We start from the raw sequence: 14217 nt of genomic DNA on the forward strand, positions 1-14217 counted from the left end.
GCGCGTGTGCGGAGGGTTGCGGTGATCTACGTCAACGGCAGCCTCGAGAAGTGGCGCTCCCCTCACGGGGAGATCCTGGACGTGGAGGCTGTTGGCCGGTCAGGTGAAGCCGTCACGGTAGACCAGGTAGCGGTCCAGTCCCAGTTCGCGGAGCTTGGCACGGGTACGGGGCCCGGTCCCGTGCACCATGACGGCCGTGCCGTGCGGTTGCGCTGCTGCCAGGAGGGGGAAGAACACCGCCCCCACGGTGGTCGCGCTCAGCTCGCCGGCATCCGCAAGGTCGACACGGACGTAGAGCGGCGGTTCGTCCGGCAGACGGGCCAGGGTGGACCCGATGAGGGGGCGTCCTGTGTGTGGATCTCGCCGTGCAGACTCACTGCCAGGCCGTCGTGTCCGCTGCGGTGAACGCGCACGGTGCGACCCGGGCCGTATTTGACCCGCCACGTCCGCCAGTGTGACTGCGACACATGGACCTTCCTGCGCCATGCCGGCTCCAGGGTGATCAGTTGTCGCTCGCCCCGGCCGGTGCCGCCTGGATGCGCTGGTAGATGTCGGGGATGCCGTCGGCGTCGTCGTCGGCGTTCTCCTCTTCGTACAGGCGCCGGTAGAGGGTGTTGCGGCGGCGCAGGAGTACGGCCGCGAGCAGGGCGGCGATGCCGGAGGCGATGAGGACGGCTGCCTTGACGTGCTCGCCGACGGCCGCGCCCGGGAACGCGAGTTCACCGATGAGCAGGGCGACGGTGAAGCCGATCCCGGCGAGGACGGACAGCCCCAGGACATCGGCCCAGGCGAGGTCGGGGTTGAGCTCCGCCTTGGTGAAGCGTGCGGCGAGGTAGGTTCCGACGAAGATGCCCAGGACCTTGCCGACGACGAGTCCGATGACGACGCCGAGCGGTTCGGGGCTGGTGAACACCGCGGCCAGGGCGGGGCCGGAGATGCTGACGCCGGCCGCGAAGAGGGCGAAGAGCGGGACCGCGATACCGGCGGAGACGGGGTACATGACGTGCGAGACCCGGGAGGTGGGGGAAACCTCTTCACCCTTGTCGCGGGTGGTGCGCAGGATCAGGCCCATGGCCACGCCGGCGACGGTGGCGTGGACGCCCCCGTTGTACATCAGTGCCCAGATCGCGATGCCGAGCGGCACGTACCACCACCAGCCGCGGACCCGGAAGCGCTGTAGGAGGTAGAAGACGGCGAGGCCGGCGAACGCTCCGCCCAGCGCCCAGAGGTTCAGGTCGCTGGTGAAGAAGATCGCGATGATGAGGATGGCGCCGAGGTCGTCGACGACGGCCAGGGTGAGGAGGAAGGCGCGCAGGGCGGCCGGCAGGTGGGTGGAGATGACGGCGAGGACCGCGAGGGCGAAGGCGATGTCGGTGGCCATGGGCACGGCCCAGCCGTCCGGGCTGCCGCCCCCCGCCCAGGCGGTGGCGGCGCGCCGGGGCCGCCGATGGAGACGGCGACGGCGACACCGGCGATGTTGCCCAGACCGACCGTGCCGGAAACGGCCGCGGTCAGGGCCTGGAAGTGGTTGACCTCACCGGTCGAGCCCTTCTCGTCGTACTTGCCGCGCACCACGTTCACCGCGAGGCGGAACTTGCGTATCTGCACCAGGCCGAACCAGCTGGAGAAGACGAGGCCGGCCACGACGAGCCACGCGACGATCAGCGGAAGCTGGGTTCCCCCGACGGGGACGGAGTAGAAGACGATGTCTCCGAGCAGATCATTGCGTCGGCCTTGGCGTTCGCTGCGCTCGGACCCGCGGCCCCGATGGCCTCCACTGTCGTGCAGCCCAGCCAGGCAGTCGCGGAGAACCTGCCCGGCTCCGGCTTGATGGATGACGACGACGGCGTGACCGGCGGCCACCACGGCCGCGGGGAGGGACTTGATGTCGACGCCGAAGTCGAAGACGGCGAGGACCTTGCCGAAATTGAATTCGAGAACGACGGGTCGGATCTTACCGACATCGAAATCCTGTAAGGGCCGACCCACGTGCACGCCCCCGCCTCCCGGGCGTCGGTCACTCCACGATGGCGACGACGACCTCGCGGCGCGCAAGGAACGGCACGATCCGTCCCACGGCCAGCCGACGGAAGCGGTCACTCGCCCGGTGGGCGCCCAGGGCGGCGTGGTCGGCGTAGCGTTCGACCAGGATGATCTCGCCGCCCAACCCGTCGTACGCCTCGTAGCCGAGGCAGCCTGCCTCGGCGCGGGAGTCGGCGGCCAGGTCTTCCAGGGCGGCGGCGACGGTTGCCCGGGCCGGGCTGCCAGCGGGCAGCCACGACGACCTCTGGCGACTTGGACTCCGGAAAGCCCTCGAATACCGGGCCGGGCTCCGTCCCTACCCGGTTCAAGCGCCCACGCCACACCCCACCCCCGGCCCTTACTGCCACGCAAGATCACTCACCGTAGTAATCTCACCCGCATGGTCTATCCGGTGCCCTGCCGCGGGGCCCGGCCAGTTGGCCCGGGTCCCGGCCCGTCGGCGGATGCGGTCAGGCCTATCCCGGCCGCCTGGAATCCTGGATGTCACCTGCCTGACCCAGTGCCCCGGCTCTGCGGCCGGCCTCGCGACCGGCGACAGTGCCGAGGCCGGGAAGGGCAGTACCGGCGACGGGTGCGGAGGCGTTTTGCTGGAGGACGAGCGCCAGGGCGGCGACGTCCTTGACGCGCCGCTGCGCGACCGCCTTCAGGAGCCGTGCAGCGAGGGCGGTGTCGCCGCTGACCCTCAGGTCAACGCCGCGATCTCGCCCCGGGGCCGGGTTACAGCGCCCTCGATCAGGACGTCCGCAGGCCGCGTGCCCGCCGCCTCAAACCACGTGCGGACGTCGGGGCGATGGTGCCGTGCCCTGCTAGATCACGTCACGTCCTAGCTGATGACTCCGAGCAGCCTGTCCACGTCGTTGCCAAGGGAGCCAGGGGCCGTGGTGTCACGCACGTTGTTGGTTCCGAGGAGATCATCCACGGTGGCGCCGAGAGTGTTCCGATCAGCCACGCCGGGGCCTCCATTGAGATCGAGCAGGCCGTCGGACGGCTTTGCAGCAGCGTGCGCGCCAGAGGCGAAGGACAGTGCGGCCGCTGCGAGGGCGAAGGCGGTAAGTACGCGCTTGGTGTTGTTCATGCGCTGCCAACGATCTTGACCCGCCGGGGTCACTTCCGTACTGATTCCACCTCCCCTGGGAACGCCGGTGTCAGATCAGGCTCCGTCTGATTCCGTGCACCCACCCCCACCCAGGGCCGGCACCGCAACGGCGCCCCCAGGGCTTCCGTCAGCCGGCCCGCCGCTCACCCCGCACCTACCGGACCCCACAGGCAGCGCGGACCGCCTCCGGGTCGCCGGCCTCCACCACCGCCCGCGACCACTGCCCCGGGCCGGCGTCGGCCGCCCGGACCAGGCCCGAGCCGACCGCCCACCACCGGCCGCCAGGGGCACCCGCAGCCGGCCCGCGGCCTGCCCCTCCTCGTAGATGCGATGCACCGCTTCCATGTCAGTACAGCAGTGCTCTTGGGGGGTAGGGCCGCCTGTGGCTGCGGGACGTCCCCGCGCCACACGAACTCGTACTCGGGCCAGCCTCCCGGCCCGAACTGGCCGTGCTCCGACATCAGCATCGCCCCGTCCACGACCTCCTGTGGGTCCCAGCCGGTGACGTCCAGCAACACGCCGTCCAGGGGTCCGCCCACCAGCTCGACGTAGTCGTGCCCGGTTTCGGCCCCGACGCCGGCTCGTTCGGCTCCGACCCGTACACACGCCGATCCATCCACCAGGCATCCACCCGCACACCCTCCCAACCCCCACCCGTACGCGTGGACGGTGATGCGCCGGCCCCTTCGGACGGGCGAACCCCGCCCCGGCGGTCGGCCGGCCCGTACGCCATGGCGGCCGGAATCAGGTGCTGGGGCGGTAGACGCGCACCGCGCGTTCCGCGACGGCAACCCGGCCGTTGTCCCGGATCATCGTGCGGGTGGCGCCGTAGCGGTAGCGCAGATCGATGAGCGCGACCAGACGACCGCCGGTGAGGACCTGGTCTCCCCACCCGTAGTTCGGTGGGTGGCACGTCCACCGGCACCCGCCCCGGCCACGTCCGCTCCTCGGGGGCGGCCGGCCGGGCGCCGAGTTGCTCGCAGTCGACGGTACGGGCGATCCACTGGAACCCCGAGGCGTCCACCAGCCGCACCACCAGCGGGGAAGGGTAGACCCCGCCGGCGTCGCCGTGCGCCTGGCGGTCGCGGTCGAACACCCTCTGGTCAGGAGGTGGAGCTGCTTCGGGTGCCGGTGAACCGGTCGTAGGTACCGACTGAGGTCGTCGTCCGGTTGGCGACCAGCCCGTACGACGGGCTGAGGACCTTCGCAGCTGAACTCGTCGGTCTGGCAGGGAAGAACCTGCTCCTGCTGGCCGAGGATCGCGACCCGCGCGTCCGGGCCGCCGCCATCAACGCCCGAACCTGGCACAGGCTGCCTTCGGCGGTCCCGCCCACGGCCGCGGCCGACCCGCACCCACGGGTACGTGAGGCGTACGAGCGCGCCACCCGTCTCGTGATGCCCCCGCCAACGACGGTCGATGCCTTCCTCGCTGAGGCGGACGAGGACCGCCGTCTCGCCGCCTCCCGTGCTGCACCCGTCTTCACACACTGAAACCTCAGCGCCCAGCATCACCTGGCCGGCTCGACGGAGGACTGCTCCCCCGCCTACGGGGTGATGGTCGTCTGAAGGCCGCCGACCGTGGCCGCCCGACGGTGGGCCGGAAGGCACTTCACTGCATGGTCCACCCCGCAGAACAGGTCGGACACCGGGATGCCGTAGTGCGCGGACAGTCGGTCGAGGTCGGCCAGCGTCCACGACGACCCGCCGGACTCCCCCGACTGCTTGCGGGAAACCTGCCCCTGACTGAGCCTTAGTCCCTGGCCGAGATCGGCCTGCGACTCCCCCGTCGCGTACATCAGTGCCGCAACCGTCAACCGCAACAGAGCCTCTGAACTCGTCATATGGGTAACTCCCATCAAAGATGCACTGATTGCATACAGGATAGCCGGTCCGGGACCCGAAGGGCCGGAGCCGACCGGCTCCCGGGTGCCGCCCGGGACGCTTGGGGGGTGATCGAACGTCGCCGCGCCCTGGGTACTGCCCCGGGTACCCCACCTGCTCTGCTTCAGCCATCGGGCGCGGCGCCGGCCGTCATGGTCGTGACGGCTGATGCCTTCGTCCGTGTATGCCGAGATCGGCCCGCACCTCACCGTCGTGGGGCAGGAGCTGACCGATCGGTTGGAGCGCCACGGCGAGCGCGAGAGCTACGAATGGGCGGGCCCACTCACCGTGCGGCTCGCCGCGGCCGAACGCGTCCCCAACGGCGGCTACAAGGTCCACTGTGCCCCCATGGCACACATCACCTCCGCACCACTGACCGCTCTGAACGCGCAACCCGAGGGCCCTACCGCCCCCATGGCTGCGCTCTGTCACCTGTGCCGTCCACGAGTCCAAGGACGGCGGCCGCACCTGGACCACAGGACACTGACCTGCCCGGCCGCCGACATCAGCCCCTGTCGGACCGGCACCCGGCACGGGGCGGCCCCAAAGCAGGCGTCGGCGTAAGACCCTGGTGCCGAGGGCTACGCCGTCGGCGGCTGCCCGGCGCCGCCGAGCAGAACGGCCAGCAGCCGTCGCGTGGTCGCCTTCGCACCCTCGCCCTGTCCCGGAACGCGTGTCATCAGCAGGTGGTGAACCGTGCCGACCAGCGCGAGCGCGATGGTGGCAGTGTCTGCGCCGGCGGGCAGCCGGCCGCCGCGCTGCTCGGCCTGCAGGTAGGTGGTGAAGGCGTGCTGGATCGCATCGAAGGCGGGCGCGCCGGACTGGAATCCCTCCCGGGTGTGGCGTGCAGCTGCCGGTCGAGTCATCGCCAGCCCCACCACCGCCGCAGGGAGCGCCTCCAGCAGGTCGAGGACGACCTCCTGGAGGTTGCCGGCGACCGTGCCTTCGCCCACCTTCGCCGCCAGCGCCTCGGCCTGAGAGGCGCTGTGCGCGAACCGGTCCAGGAGCAGCTCGGCGACGAACTCGTCCAGGCCGGTGAAATGCGTGTGCAGGACGCCCTTGGCGCAGTCTGCCTCTGCGGTGATCGCGCGGCTGGTCAGAGCCGCCGCGCCGTCGCGGGCCACCACGCGCTCAGCGGCCGCGAACAACCGCTCGCGCAAATCCGGAATGACCACTCCACGAGGTGACACAACCGCCCCTTCCCTCAGCCCCATTGCAACTATGGGCATCCGCCCATACTGTTTGGGCACTTGCCCATACTAGGGCCGGGGTGCCGTGCTGCGCCCCGGTGGGAGGGAGCCGGTTATGGCTCATTTCGCCAACACCGCCCAGGCCGAGGCGTGGAACGGATACGAGGGCGAGCAGTGGGCCCGCAGCCAGGACCGCTGGGACTCCGTCAACGACGGCTTCAACCAGCCCCTCCTGGACGCCGCGGGCATCACGGAAACCGATTGCGTACTGGACGTCGGCTGCGGGGCCGGCCGCACCACACGCCTCGCGGCCCGGCGCACACGCCGCGGACAGGCACTGGGGCTGGACCTGTCCGGCCCGATGCTGGCGAAGGCCCGCGAGAGCGCCGTACGGGAGCGGGTGGAGAACGTCTCCTTCGTCCAGGGCGACGCACAAGTCCACACGTTCGACGCCGAGGGCTTCGGTGCGGTCATCAGCCGGTACGGCATGACCTTCTTCGCCGATCCCGTCGCCGCGTTCGCCAACCTCTACCGCGCACTGCGCCCCGGCGGGCGGCTGGCCTTCATCTGCGCGGCCGAAGCCGAGGCCAACGAGTGGCTCGAGGCGCTGGCCTCGCTGGAGGCCATCGTGCCGCTCGGCGGCTTCGGCAAGGCCGGAGACCCAGGCATGTTTTCGCTCACAGACCCCGACCGCATCCGCGCCGTGGTCACCGCGGGCGGGTTCTCCGATGTCGACGTACAGCGCATCGAGGTACCGGGGAAGTGGGGGGCCGACGCGGAAGACGCTGCGGCGTTCCTGCTGGACTCCGGCCCCGGACGCCACCTGCTCGACCGGGTCGGCCGCCGGCAGCAGACCCAGGCGCGCCAGGCGCTGACGGCCACCCTGAGCCGCCATGAGGCGGATGGCGCGGTGTGGCTGCGCAGCAGCTCCTGGCTGGTCACCGCCGTACGCGGCGAGGCCACGCGGCGCTGACAGTCGCCCCGGCCGACCTGCGGCTGCTCCAGGAGCGGACCATGCGGGCGATCGCCTGGGCCGCGGGACCGTCCGAGTCCTTCGTCGGGGCGGCGGTGCCGGGGCGTTGTCCTTTTTTCGGGACGCGTGGCTTCTTCTTCCGGGCGCCGGCAGGGTGCTGGTGGGCACGGCAGGACGTCGAGTCGACGCTGACCATGCTCCCGTCGATCCGGCCGGCGAGGTCGGCGTCACCCTGGACGGCACGCAGCATCCCGTCCCAAGTGCCGTCCGCCGGCCAGCGTCGGTACCGTTCGTAGATGGTCTTACAGCTGCCGAAACGCTCGGGAAGGTCCCGCCACGGTATGCCGGTTCGCACCCGGCACAAGATCCCATTGATCACCTTGCGGTGATGGTTCCACCGTCCGCCACACTGTCCCGAAGCCGGCAAGTGCGGCTCAGTCGCCTGACGCGCACCGGGTACCTAAAGACACCGCCCCAATCCACCGCCCCGCCCCAACGGGCCGTGGCCTGCCCACAGGTGGGGGTGAGAGACCTGCCGCACCCAGCGCAAAACCGCGCCCGCGCTCCCCTGCCGGGTCGCTTGTGACCCGGGAATTTGACGGGGCGGGGCGCTTCCTTCGCCCCGTAGGGGTGGGACCCGGCGCGAAGCGCCTTGAAGGGGCCCGGCGCGCAGCGCCCTGCCCGAAGGGCAGGAGCTTGTTGTCCGCCCGTGCCCGAAGGGCACAGCAGGGGCGGACCAGCCCGCAGGGCTGTCCATCGGACACGCGTCAGTGAGCTCTTTCCAACCTCACGTTGGGCGTGGCGCAAGACGAGGACAGCCTTGACGATGGCGGCGATTCGGTTGGTGCTGCAGCGAAGTTTGCGCGGCAGGCGCGAGTTCTTGAGGGTGGCCATGGCGCACTCACCCAGGCAGCGGGTCTTGGCATGGGTGGTGTTATGACGCCGCTTCTACTCCTTGAGTCGGCGGTCCGGAACGGGACTCGGATGGGGCGGCCGGCGCCCTGGTACGCCTGGTCCGCCCAGCATGTCAGCGGAAGGTAATCTCAGTGGGTCGGGCGCTGCGGGGTGCTGGCCACCCCTGCCTCCCGGCCGCTGAGCGCGGCGTCCAGAGTCTCCTGGGCCGTGCGCATCGCCTCGGCGTACTTCGGCTCGGACATTCGCTGCCAGGCAAGGTCCGGTGCGATGTGCTCGACCCGGCTCATCACCCACCAAATGTTGCCGAACGGGTCCCGCACCCTGCCGCCGCGATCCCCCCACGCACTGTCAGCAACCTCGGTGATCACCTGCGCCCCGTGCGAAACGGCAGCGGCCATGGCGGCGTCTGCGTCCGGGACGTAGACCCGCAACAGCGAGGGCAGCACCGGCCAGTCGGGCCGTCGGTCGAAGGCCAGCACGACAGTGTCGCCGACTCGGATCTCGCCGTGGCCGATGGTGCCGTCCTCGACCTGCACCCGTGCAATCTCCTCGCCATCCAACGCGAGGGTGATGAAATCGAGCAGCGCGCCGGTGTCGTCGGTGACCACCCACGGCGCAACGCTGGTGTAGCCCTCGGGTGCAGTGTGACTCATCGGTCGTCCCCTCCTGTGGTTCTTCGGATGTGATGACACTAGAACTCAAATAGGACAGTTATGGTCCTGGATCAAGCATGAAACCAGCGCCATCCTCGTCAGCACCCCGGCCGTAGCCGTCCGCCCTCTCGAACCCCGCGCTGAGGATGGAAAAGGCTCAGTCATACAAAAGGGGCGGCATTTCCTGCCGCCCCTTTTCACTATTCAGCTCTCCGGGTCCTCAGAACCAGCGTCTGAACCGCACCGTGGGCAGCACACTCCCGGCTCCGGCTCCCAGACCGTGTACCCCAGCAGCCCCTCAGCAGAGACAGCCCACTCCTGGCCCGGGTCGAGGACGAGCTCCCGCACATCGACAGGGTTGGCGCAGGCGAGGCAGGCGAACCGGGCAGCTCGACCGGCGCCAGGCCGAGGCTGCGCTGGTGAACTGTCCTCGTGTTCGCCCGGGGCCATGTCGCGGGTAGCTTCGCCCCGTCCTGAGAGCTCTTGACTGCCTGGGCCGACGTCGGTCGAATGACCATCCGCCACGTTCCCCAGCCGGGAAAGCTCGGGCGACCTGGGGGGGGCGATCCGGCCCGTGCAGGTTGAGAAGATCAACGCATGGCAAAGAAAGATGATCAGCCGGCTCAGGTCGCCTTCGGCGTCTCGGAAACGACGGAGGCGGCTCGCGACCGGGCCCTGCGGCTGCTCGAAGCCGACACCGCTCTGCACACGGAGTGGATCGCGGGGCTCGTCACGAACCGGTCGGCACCGGACGAGATATTGCGGCGCGTGTTCACGCTTGACCCTCTGCCGGACGGCGTTCGGCGCTGGCTCCGGTTCAGCCAACTGCCTCGTGTGGCCGTAAGGGCCGCCGTCACTTACGCCAACCCCGACGTCCGTAAGGACGTCGCTCGGAACCAGTTCCTGCCGGCCGACGGGCTCGCCGTACTGACCGAGGATCCCGACCCGGAAGTCCGATGGTTCTCCGTGATGATGGCACGTGAGTACAACGTCCAACTGCCGACGGAATTGACCGTACGACTGGCCACCAGCCCCGAGGCCCGGATACGGATGCATGCCATCGAGTTGCCCGGCCTACCGGACGAGACACGACTGTCACTGGCCGAGGATCCCCACCCCAGAGTCCGGTCGCACGCCATCGACTCCTGGAGCTGGCCGCGGCTGCGCCCCGAGGTCCGAGCCGCAGCCGAGGCCGACTCCGACCCCCGGGTACGTGAGGCGGCCGAGCGCGCCGCCCACATCGACATGCCCCTGGCGACGACACTCGCGGACTTCCTCGTGGAGCCGGACGAACGACGGCGCGAGGACGCCGCCTACCACGCGCCCGTCGACGCGGACCTGGCCGTCCACCTCGTCGCCCACGAAGACAGTTCACTGCGTCGTGGAGCCGTCTGGAATCCACACGTCCCAACAACGCTCGCCCTCACGCTGGCCACCGACCCCGAACCCTCCATACGTTTCGCCCTGTCCCTGCGCGCCATGTCCGAAGAGCAGCGGTCCGCGATCGACTACACCGTGCCTGAAGGCCGCTACGGGGCACCGGCCTGGGTGCAGGAACGCTTCGGCGACCCGGATGCGCTACGCGAGATCTCGGCCTCCAGCCATGTCCTGCTGCGCCGGGCCGTCACGTGCGCACCCGCGCTTCCCGCCGACGCAATCGAGCGGCTGGCCGCCGATGAGGACTACTTCGTCAGACTGATGCTCTGCGAGAACGACCACGCCCCGCACGAACTGCTCATCGAGATATACGCCGACTGGAAAGGGCTGAGTTGGGGAATGCTGGCCACCCGCCGGAACTTCACCCGGCCCGGCCTGGCCCGCTTCGCGGACGACTCGAACTACCGACTGCGGCTCGCGGCCCTGTCCGACCCGCAGGCCACACCAGAACTCGTGGAGAGGCTCTCCCACGACCCGAACGACATCGTCCGCTGCCGCGCGGCTTCCGACCCTCGCCTTCCCCACGCGCGGCTCGTCGAACTTCTGGGCAGCGACCACATGCCGTGCACAGCAGCCGGCAATCCCGCGCTCCCCGCACCACTCATGCACCAGCTACTCGACATCGCAGGCGTCAAACAATGCGCAGGGGCCGAATGATAGGGCTGCACAAACCCACTTGCCGGCACGGCGCCCAGCCGCGGACAACGGACAGCACCCCACCCCAGCCATAACTTCTACTCACAGGCCACCCCCGAAGCGAGCGGACGCACGGGCGGCATTACCTCGGCGGCTTGGACACGGGATGTAGTTGTCTCCGATGCCGGGCTGTCCCTTCGTGTGCGACGACACGGTGAACACGAGCGAGTCGTGGAGCCGTCATTCGCTCAGAAGGCCTCGACCTGAGGCCGTACCGACGGCAGCTCCCACAGTTCCAAGGCTCCGCTGATCAGGTCGGCGAGGAACTGGACCGCGCCTCCGCTGTAGTGCCACCAGCCGCCGTTGCGTGAGGCCACGGTGACGGTCCACTCGTCGGGACCAGACCCCGTGGTGTTCCAGAGGAAGTAGTCGCCCTGGTTCGAGGTGGCCCAGGGCAGCAGGCCTCCAGGGGCAGGAAAGGGGTGCAGAGGAATGGACATCTCTGCGTCCGCACACCACTCAGCGAGGATCTCAAGATCTTCGGAGTCCTCTGACCAGGCCGTTTCCTGCCCGGGGTTCGGGAAGCCGACGCAAAGGAAGTCCCCGAAAGCCAAGGACGGGTAGCTGTTGGCAAGCAGCTTGAAGTCGGAGGGCAGCTCCGTGGTCAGGCACTCCTCGACCGCCGCCCAGTCGATGTCGGCTGGAGCCGTACGTCGAAGGAGGGCGAGGCCGGGGACGGCCCGCACCAGAGCCGCGAGGGCCGAGGCTGGATCAGTCAGCCGCTGACGAGGTACTTGAGTGCCGATGAGAGCGTCCACCGGGACAGCGTGTCAGAGCACGGATCACGAGCCTTCACCGACCTCCTACGTTCGACCAACGACGCCTTGAGCAACATGATCCTTTGACGTTTGGGCAGGCTGGCGGTACTTCGTCGTGCTCGGAGCGGGAGCACCTCGTGGTCTGCGGAGGCTGTCGGGTGCTGATCGTCGACAACGACGTCCTGCTGGTGTAACGGCAGCTGCGGCAAGGTCGGCTGAGCTGCCCGTCATGCGGGGCGGCCCTGGCGCCGTGGGGGCATGGCCGCCCCCGGGAGATCCGGGGTGATCTTGGGGCCTGATTGTTCTGCAGCCGCGTCGTACTCGTTGCCCCGGCTGCAAGGTCACGCACATGTTGCTGGCGCCGGCTCGCCGACGGCCGGAACGGCGGCGGTCAGGGCGCGGAGCGCGGTCACGGTCTCCCACAGATGGACCCGGGCCTGGATCTCAGCGTCAGCGGCCCTACCGATGTCCCCCGGGCCAGACTCCAGGCATTGTCCGACCCGAAGTGCGGCGCGCAGCGCAGCTGCCGAGACACCCGTGACCGACATGTGGAACTACAACCCCGAGTCCCACTACACGCCCGGCACCCGCCTGGTCGGCTTCAAGGTCGAGGCCACTGACGGCAACATCGGGAAGGTCGACGAGCACACCGAGGACGTCGGCTCCTCCTACATCGTCGTCGACACCGGCCCCTGGATCTTCGGCAAGGAAGTCCTCCTGCCCGCCGGCACCATCGTCCGCGTCGACGCCAAGGAGGAGAAGATCCACCTCGGCCTCACCAAGGACCAGATCAAGGACTCCCCCGAATACGACAAGGACAAGCACCGCGGCGACGCCGGCTACCGGGATCAGGTCGGCACGTATCACCAGGGCCGCAGCTGACCCAGGCACCGCACACGGTCACAACAGCGGCGGCTCCCCCACACGCAGGGAGAGCCGCCGCCCCGCGCCGCGCGCCCGGCCACCAGCCGAAGCGTCGCGGTGCCACCCGTCAGGGGCGCATCCCAACGCCGATCGTCGGTCCGGGGCACAACCACCGACGAGGCAGGCAGCCCCGTTCGAGCAGTGAGCTGAGCTGCCCTTGGCTGGACCCCTACCGCTGCCGTGACCTTATGGAAGCCGGACGCGCCCAGGGCGGTCACTCCGAAACCGACGCCCAGCCACTCGTGCAGCCCTGCGGGATCGTGCCTCGTACGGCTCCTCACACGGGGTAGGCGGTCATGACGTAGAAGCCACCGGGCTTGTGGCCCTTCTTGACGACCAGGAGCACATTGAACCGGTTGCTCGTCGTCGCCTTGTAGTTGCCGAGATGGTCCACGCTGTCGCCGAGCGACCCCGTCCCGTACGTGCCAGTGAGTTGGAGCTGCTGCTGGTTGCCGCTCTTGCCCGCGTCCGCGACCCACTTGGCGATGCGGGCCTCGTTCTGCTTGACGAGTTGATCGACCGCCTTCTGGGCCAGGTCCGCGCTCGACCAACGGGAATTGGGCGTGGGCTTGCCCATCTTCTTCGTCTTCGCGATCGCCAGTGTTTTCATCTGGTCACGGGTGACGTCGACGTGTTCGTCCAGGGTGTGCGCGATGCCGGGGAACATCTGCCCGGCACGCGCGAGGTTGGTGCAGTTGTGGACGAGTACGTCCTCGGCCCCGACTCCCACGTAGTAGCTGTCGATGCCGCTGACGTCGAGGTCGTACGTATCCTGCCGACCCGTCTCCCGGACGGTCGCGCTCACCACGGCATACCCGCCGTCGGCGGTGCGCAGACGGTCTCCCGTGCGCAGTTCGCCGGCGGGTATCCAGTCCTGCCGGTCGGGAAGCCAGTAGCGGTGGCTCTCCGTGGCGGTGACGCTGGTCCCCGCGGCCCCGCCAGAGGCTTCGGGGGTGACCGTCAGCCGGACGAAGGCCCTCTCGGTGGTCCCGGGGGTGAACGGCACGGACAGGACGGGGCGTGCACGGGTCAGGTCGGCGAACTCGGCGCCCGGGTCGGTGGCCAGTACCTGGTCACCCGCCCGCAGGTCCTGGATCGGCCTGCGGGTGCCATCCGCCATCAGCACGGGCGTACCGGCCGGGAAGCTGTTGCACTCGAAGACCACGTCGCCCTTGCGCGCACGCAGGATGTCGTCCGGGACGAGCTTGCTGCCCAGCCTCAGCCAACGCAGCACGGCCAGGGAGCCGAGCGCCCGGTCGAAGCCGCCGACGTGTTCGCCGGTCAACGCGTCCTTGGCCGTGACCGCCTCGATGACGCCCTTGGCATCACCGATGCCGGGAATCAGACCGAGGAGGATCGACATGCGGCGCTGCTGCTCAGCGTCGTCCATGCCTGAGGGGCCGTCGCTCCAGTCCTTGCCGATGTGGGAGAAATCGAACTCGAAGGCCGGTACCTCTCGGAGCCGCTCGGCGGCCTGCTTGATACCGGGCACCGCCTTGTTCATTTGGTCGAGGCCCTTGTTGACCTCACCGATGCCCTCGTTGAGCTGGTCCATGCCCTTGTTGGCCTTGCCGATGGCGTCGTTCAGGCCGCCCAGGGAACGGTTGATGTCGTCCATCGCGGCGTTCATGTCATCGAGCGCACGGTTGGT

Annotated in this window: 14 protein-coding genes and 4 pseudogenes; 6 read left to right on the forward strand and 12 right to left on the reverse strand. The window is 69.3% G+C overall.

The features are described 5' to 3' along the window. Nucleotides 1-99: 99 nt before the first annotated feature. The 5 genes and pseudogenes from AB0D46_RS31850 to AB0D46_RS31870 all read right to left on the reverse strand — a co-directional run. Nucleotides 100-237, reverse strand: coding sequence for a hypothetical protein (locus tag AB0D46_RS31850; RefSeq protein WP_362882626.1), 138 nt, complete (start codon nucleotides 235-237; stop codon nucleotides 100-102). Nucleotides 238-502: 265 nt separating this feature from the next. Continuing rightward, nucleotides 503-1716, reverse strand: a pseudogene (locus AB0D46_RS31855) (Na+/H+ antiporter NhaA); the annotation flags it as partial. Nucleotides 1717-2017: 301 nt separating this feature from the next. Continuing rightward, nucleotides 2018-2275, reverse strand: a complete 258-nt coding sequence (locus AB0D46_RS31860; RefSeq protein ID WP_362882654.1) for an antibiotic biosynthesis monooxygenase — start codon at nucleotides 2273-2275, stop codon at nucleotides 2018-2020. A gap of 591 nt (nucleotides 2276-2866) precedes the next feature. Further along, entirely contained in the window at nucleotides 2867-3118 is a 252-nt protein-coding gene (locus AB0D46_RS31865) for a hypothetical protein (protein WP_362882628.1), read from the reverse strand. 437 nt (nucleotides 3119-3555) lie between these two features. Then, a pseudogene (locus AB0D46_RS31870) lies at nucleotides 3556-3755 on the reverse strand (hypothetical protein); the annotation flags it as partial. Nucleotides 3756-4041: 286 nt separating this feature from the next. Here AB0D46_RS31870 and AB0D46_RS31875 point away from each other — a divergent pair. Then, a complete protein-coding gene (locus AB0D46_RS31875; protein WP_362882630.1) occupies nucleotides 4042-4191 on the forward strand; it encodes a hypothetical protein in 150 nt (49 codons plus the stop codon). A 118-nt stretch (nucleotides 4192-4309) separates the two neighbouring features. After that, nucleotides 4310-4630, forward strand: a complete 321-nt coding sequence (locus AB0D46_RS31880; protein WP_362882632.1) for a hypothetical protein — start codon at nucleotides 4310-4312, stop codon at nucleotides 4628-4630. A gap of 53 nt (nucleotides 4631-4683) precedes the next feature. Here AB0D46_RS31880 and AB0D46_RS31885 read toward each other — a convergent pair whose 3' ends face one another. Continuing rightward, nucleotides 4684-4980, reverse strand: a complete 297-nt coding sequence (locus AB0D46_RS31885; protein WP_362882634.1) for a helix-turn-helix domain-containing protein — start codon at nucleotides 4978-4980, stop codon at nucleotides 4684-4686. A 208-nt stretch (nucleotides 4981-5188) separates the two neighbouring features. On the opposite strand from AB0D46_RS31885, the gene AB0D46_RS31890 reads away from it, so the two are divergent. Next, nucleotides 5189-5584 carry an FhaA domain-containing protein gene (locus AB0D46_RS31890; RefSeq protein WP_362882635.1) on the forward strand — a complete coding sequence of 132 codons (396 nt, stop codon included), beginning with the start codon at nucleotides 5189-5191 and terminating at the stop codon, nucleotides 5582-5584. Between the two features lie 17 nt (nucleotides 5585-5601). Here AB0D46_RS31890 and AB0D46_RS31895 read toward each other — a convergent pair whose 3' ends face one another. Further along, nucleotides 5602-6210, reverse strand: coding sequence for a TetR family transcriptional regulator (locus tag AB0D46_RS31895; protein WP_362882655.1), 609 nt, complete (start codon nucleotides 6208-6210; stop codon nucleotides 5602-5604). A gap of 115 nt (nucleotides 6211-6325) precedes the next feature. Here AB0D46_RS31895 and AB0D46_RS31900 point away from each other — a divergent pair, with 115 nt between their 5' ends. Beyond that, nucleotides 6326-7183: a methyltransferase domain-containing protein gene (locus AB0D46_RS31900; RefSeq protein ID WP_362882637.1), complete on the forward strand. Its 858-nt coding sequence runs from the start codon at nucleotides 6326-6328 to the stop codon at nucleotides 7181-7183. Nucleotides 7184-7316: 133 nt separating this feature from the next. On the opposite strand, the pseudogene AB0D46_RS31905 reads toward AB0D46_RS31900, so the two are convergent. The 3 genes and pseudogenes from AB0D46_RS31905 to AB0D46_RS31915 form a co-directional block, all read right to left on the reverse strand. Continuing rightward, a pseudogene (locus AB0D46_RS31905) lies at nucleotides 7317-7610 on the reverse strand (transposase); the annotation flags it as partial. 377 nt (nucleotides 7611-7987) lie between these two features. After that, nucleotides 7988-8205 (reverse strand): annotated as a pseudogene (locus AB0D46_RS31910) (transposase family protein); the annotation flags it as partial. Between the two features lie 21 nt (nucleotides 8206-8226). Next, on the reverse strand, nucleotides 8227-8751 hold the full coding sequence (locus AB0D46_RS31915) for a VOC family protein (protein ID WP_362882638.1): 525 nt from the start codon (nucleotides 8749-8751) through the stop codon (nucleotides 8227-8229). Nucleotides 8752-9348: 597 nt separating this feature from the next. On the opposite strand from AB0D46_RS31915, the gene AB0D46_RS31920 reads away from it, so the two are divergent. Beyond that, entirely contained in the window at nucleotides 9349-10845 is a 1497-nt protein-coding gene (locus tag AB0D46_RS31920) for a hypothetical protein (protein WP_362882640.1), read from the forward strand. Between the two features lie 227 nt (nucleotides 10846-11072). On the opposite strand, the gene AB0D46_RS31925 is transcribed toward AB0D46_RS31920, so the two are convergent. Further along, a complete protein-coding gene (locus AB0D46_RS31925) occupies nucleotides 11073-11642 on the reverse strand; it encodes an SMI1/KNR4 family protein (protein ID WP_362882641.1) in 570 nt (189 codons plus the stop codon). Between the two features lie 537 nt (nucleotides 11643-12179). On the opposite strand from AB0D46_RS31925, the gene AB0D46_RS31930 reads away from it, so the two are divergent. After that, nucleotides 12180-12524 (forward strand): PRC-barrel domain-containing protein, encoded by a 345-nt coding sequence (locus AB0D46_RS31930; protein WP_362882642.1) that lies wholly within the window; start codon nucleotides 12180-12182, stop codon nucleotides 12522-12524. Between the two features lie 319 nt (nucleotides 12525-12843). Here AB0D46_RS31930 and AB0D46_RS31935 read toward each other — a convergent pair. After that, nucleotides 12844-14217, reverse strand: a 1374-nt coding sequence (locus AB0D46_RS31935) for an RNase A-like domain-containing protein (protein ID WP_362882644.1), incomplete at its 5' end; no start/stop codon positions are given.

The sequence above is a fragment of the Streptomyces sp. NPDC048383 genome (assembly GCF_040651775.1).
In the GTDB taxonomy this organism is placed as follows: domain Bacteria; phylum Actinomycetota; class Actinomycetes; order Streptomycetales; family Streptomycetaceae; genus Streptomyces.

Coding starts and splice junctions, on each gene's coding strand:
- AB0D46_RS31920 (WP_362882640.1), top strand. CDS start 9,349: ATGGCAAAGAAAGATGATCAGCCGGCTCAGGTCGCCTTCGGCGTCTCG.
- AB0D46_RS31900 (WP_362882637.1), top strand. CDS start 6,326: ATGGCTCATTTCGCCAACACCGCCCAGGCCGAGGCGTGGAACGGATAC.
- AB0D46_RS31890 (WP_362882635.1), top strand. CDS start 5,189: ATGCCTTCGTCCGTGTATGCCGAGATCGGCCCGCACCTCACCGTCGTG.
- AB0D46_RS31865 (WP_362882628.1), bottom strand. CDS start 3,118: ATGAACAACACCAAGCGCGTACTTACCGCCTTCGCCCTCGCAGCGGCC.
- AB0D46_RS31915 (WP_362882638.1), bottom strand. CDS start 8,751: ATGAGTCACACTGCACCCGAGGGCTACACCAGCGTTGCGCCGTGGGTG.
- AB0D46_RS31885 (WP_362882634.1), bottom strand. CDS start 4,980: ATGACGAGTTCAGAGGCTCTGTTGCGGTTGACGGTTGCGGCACTGATG.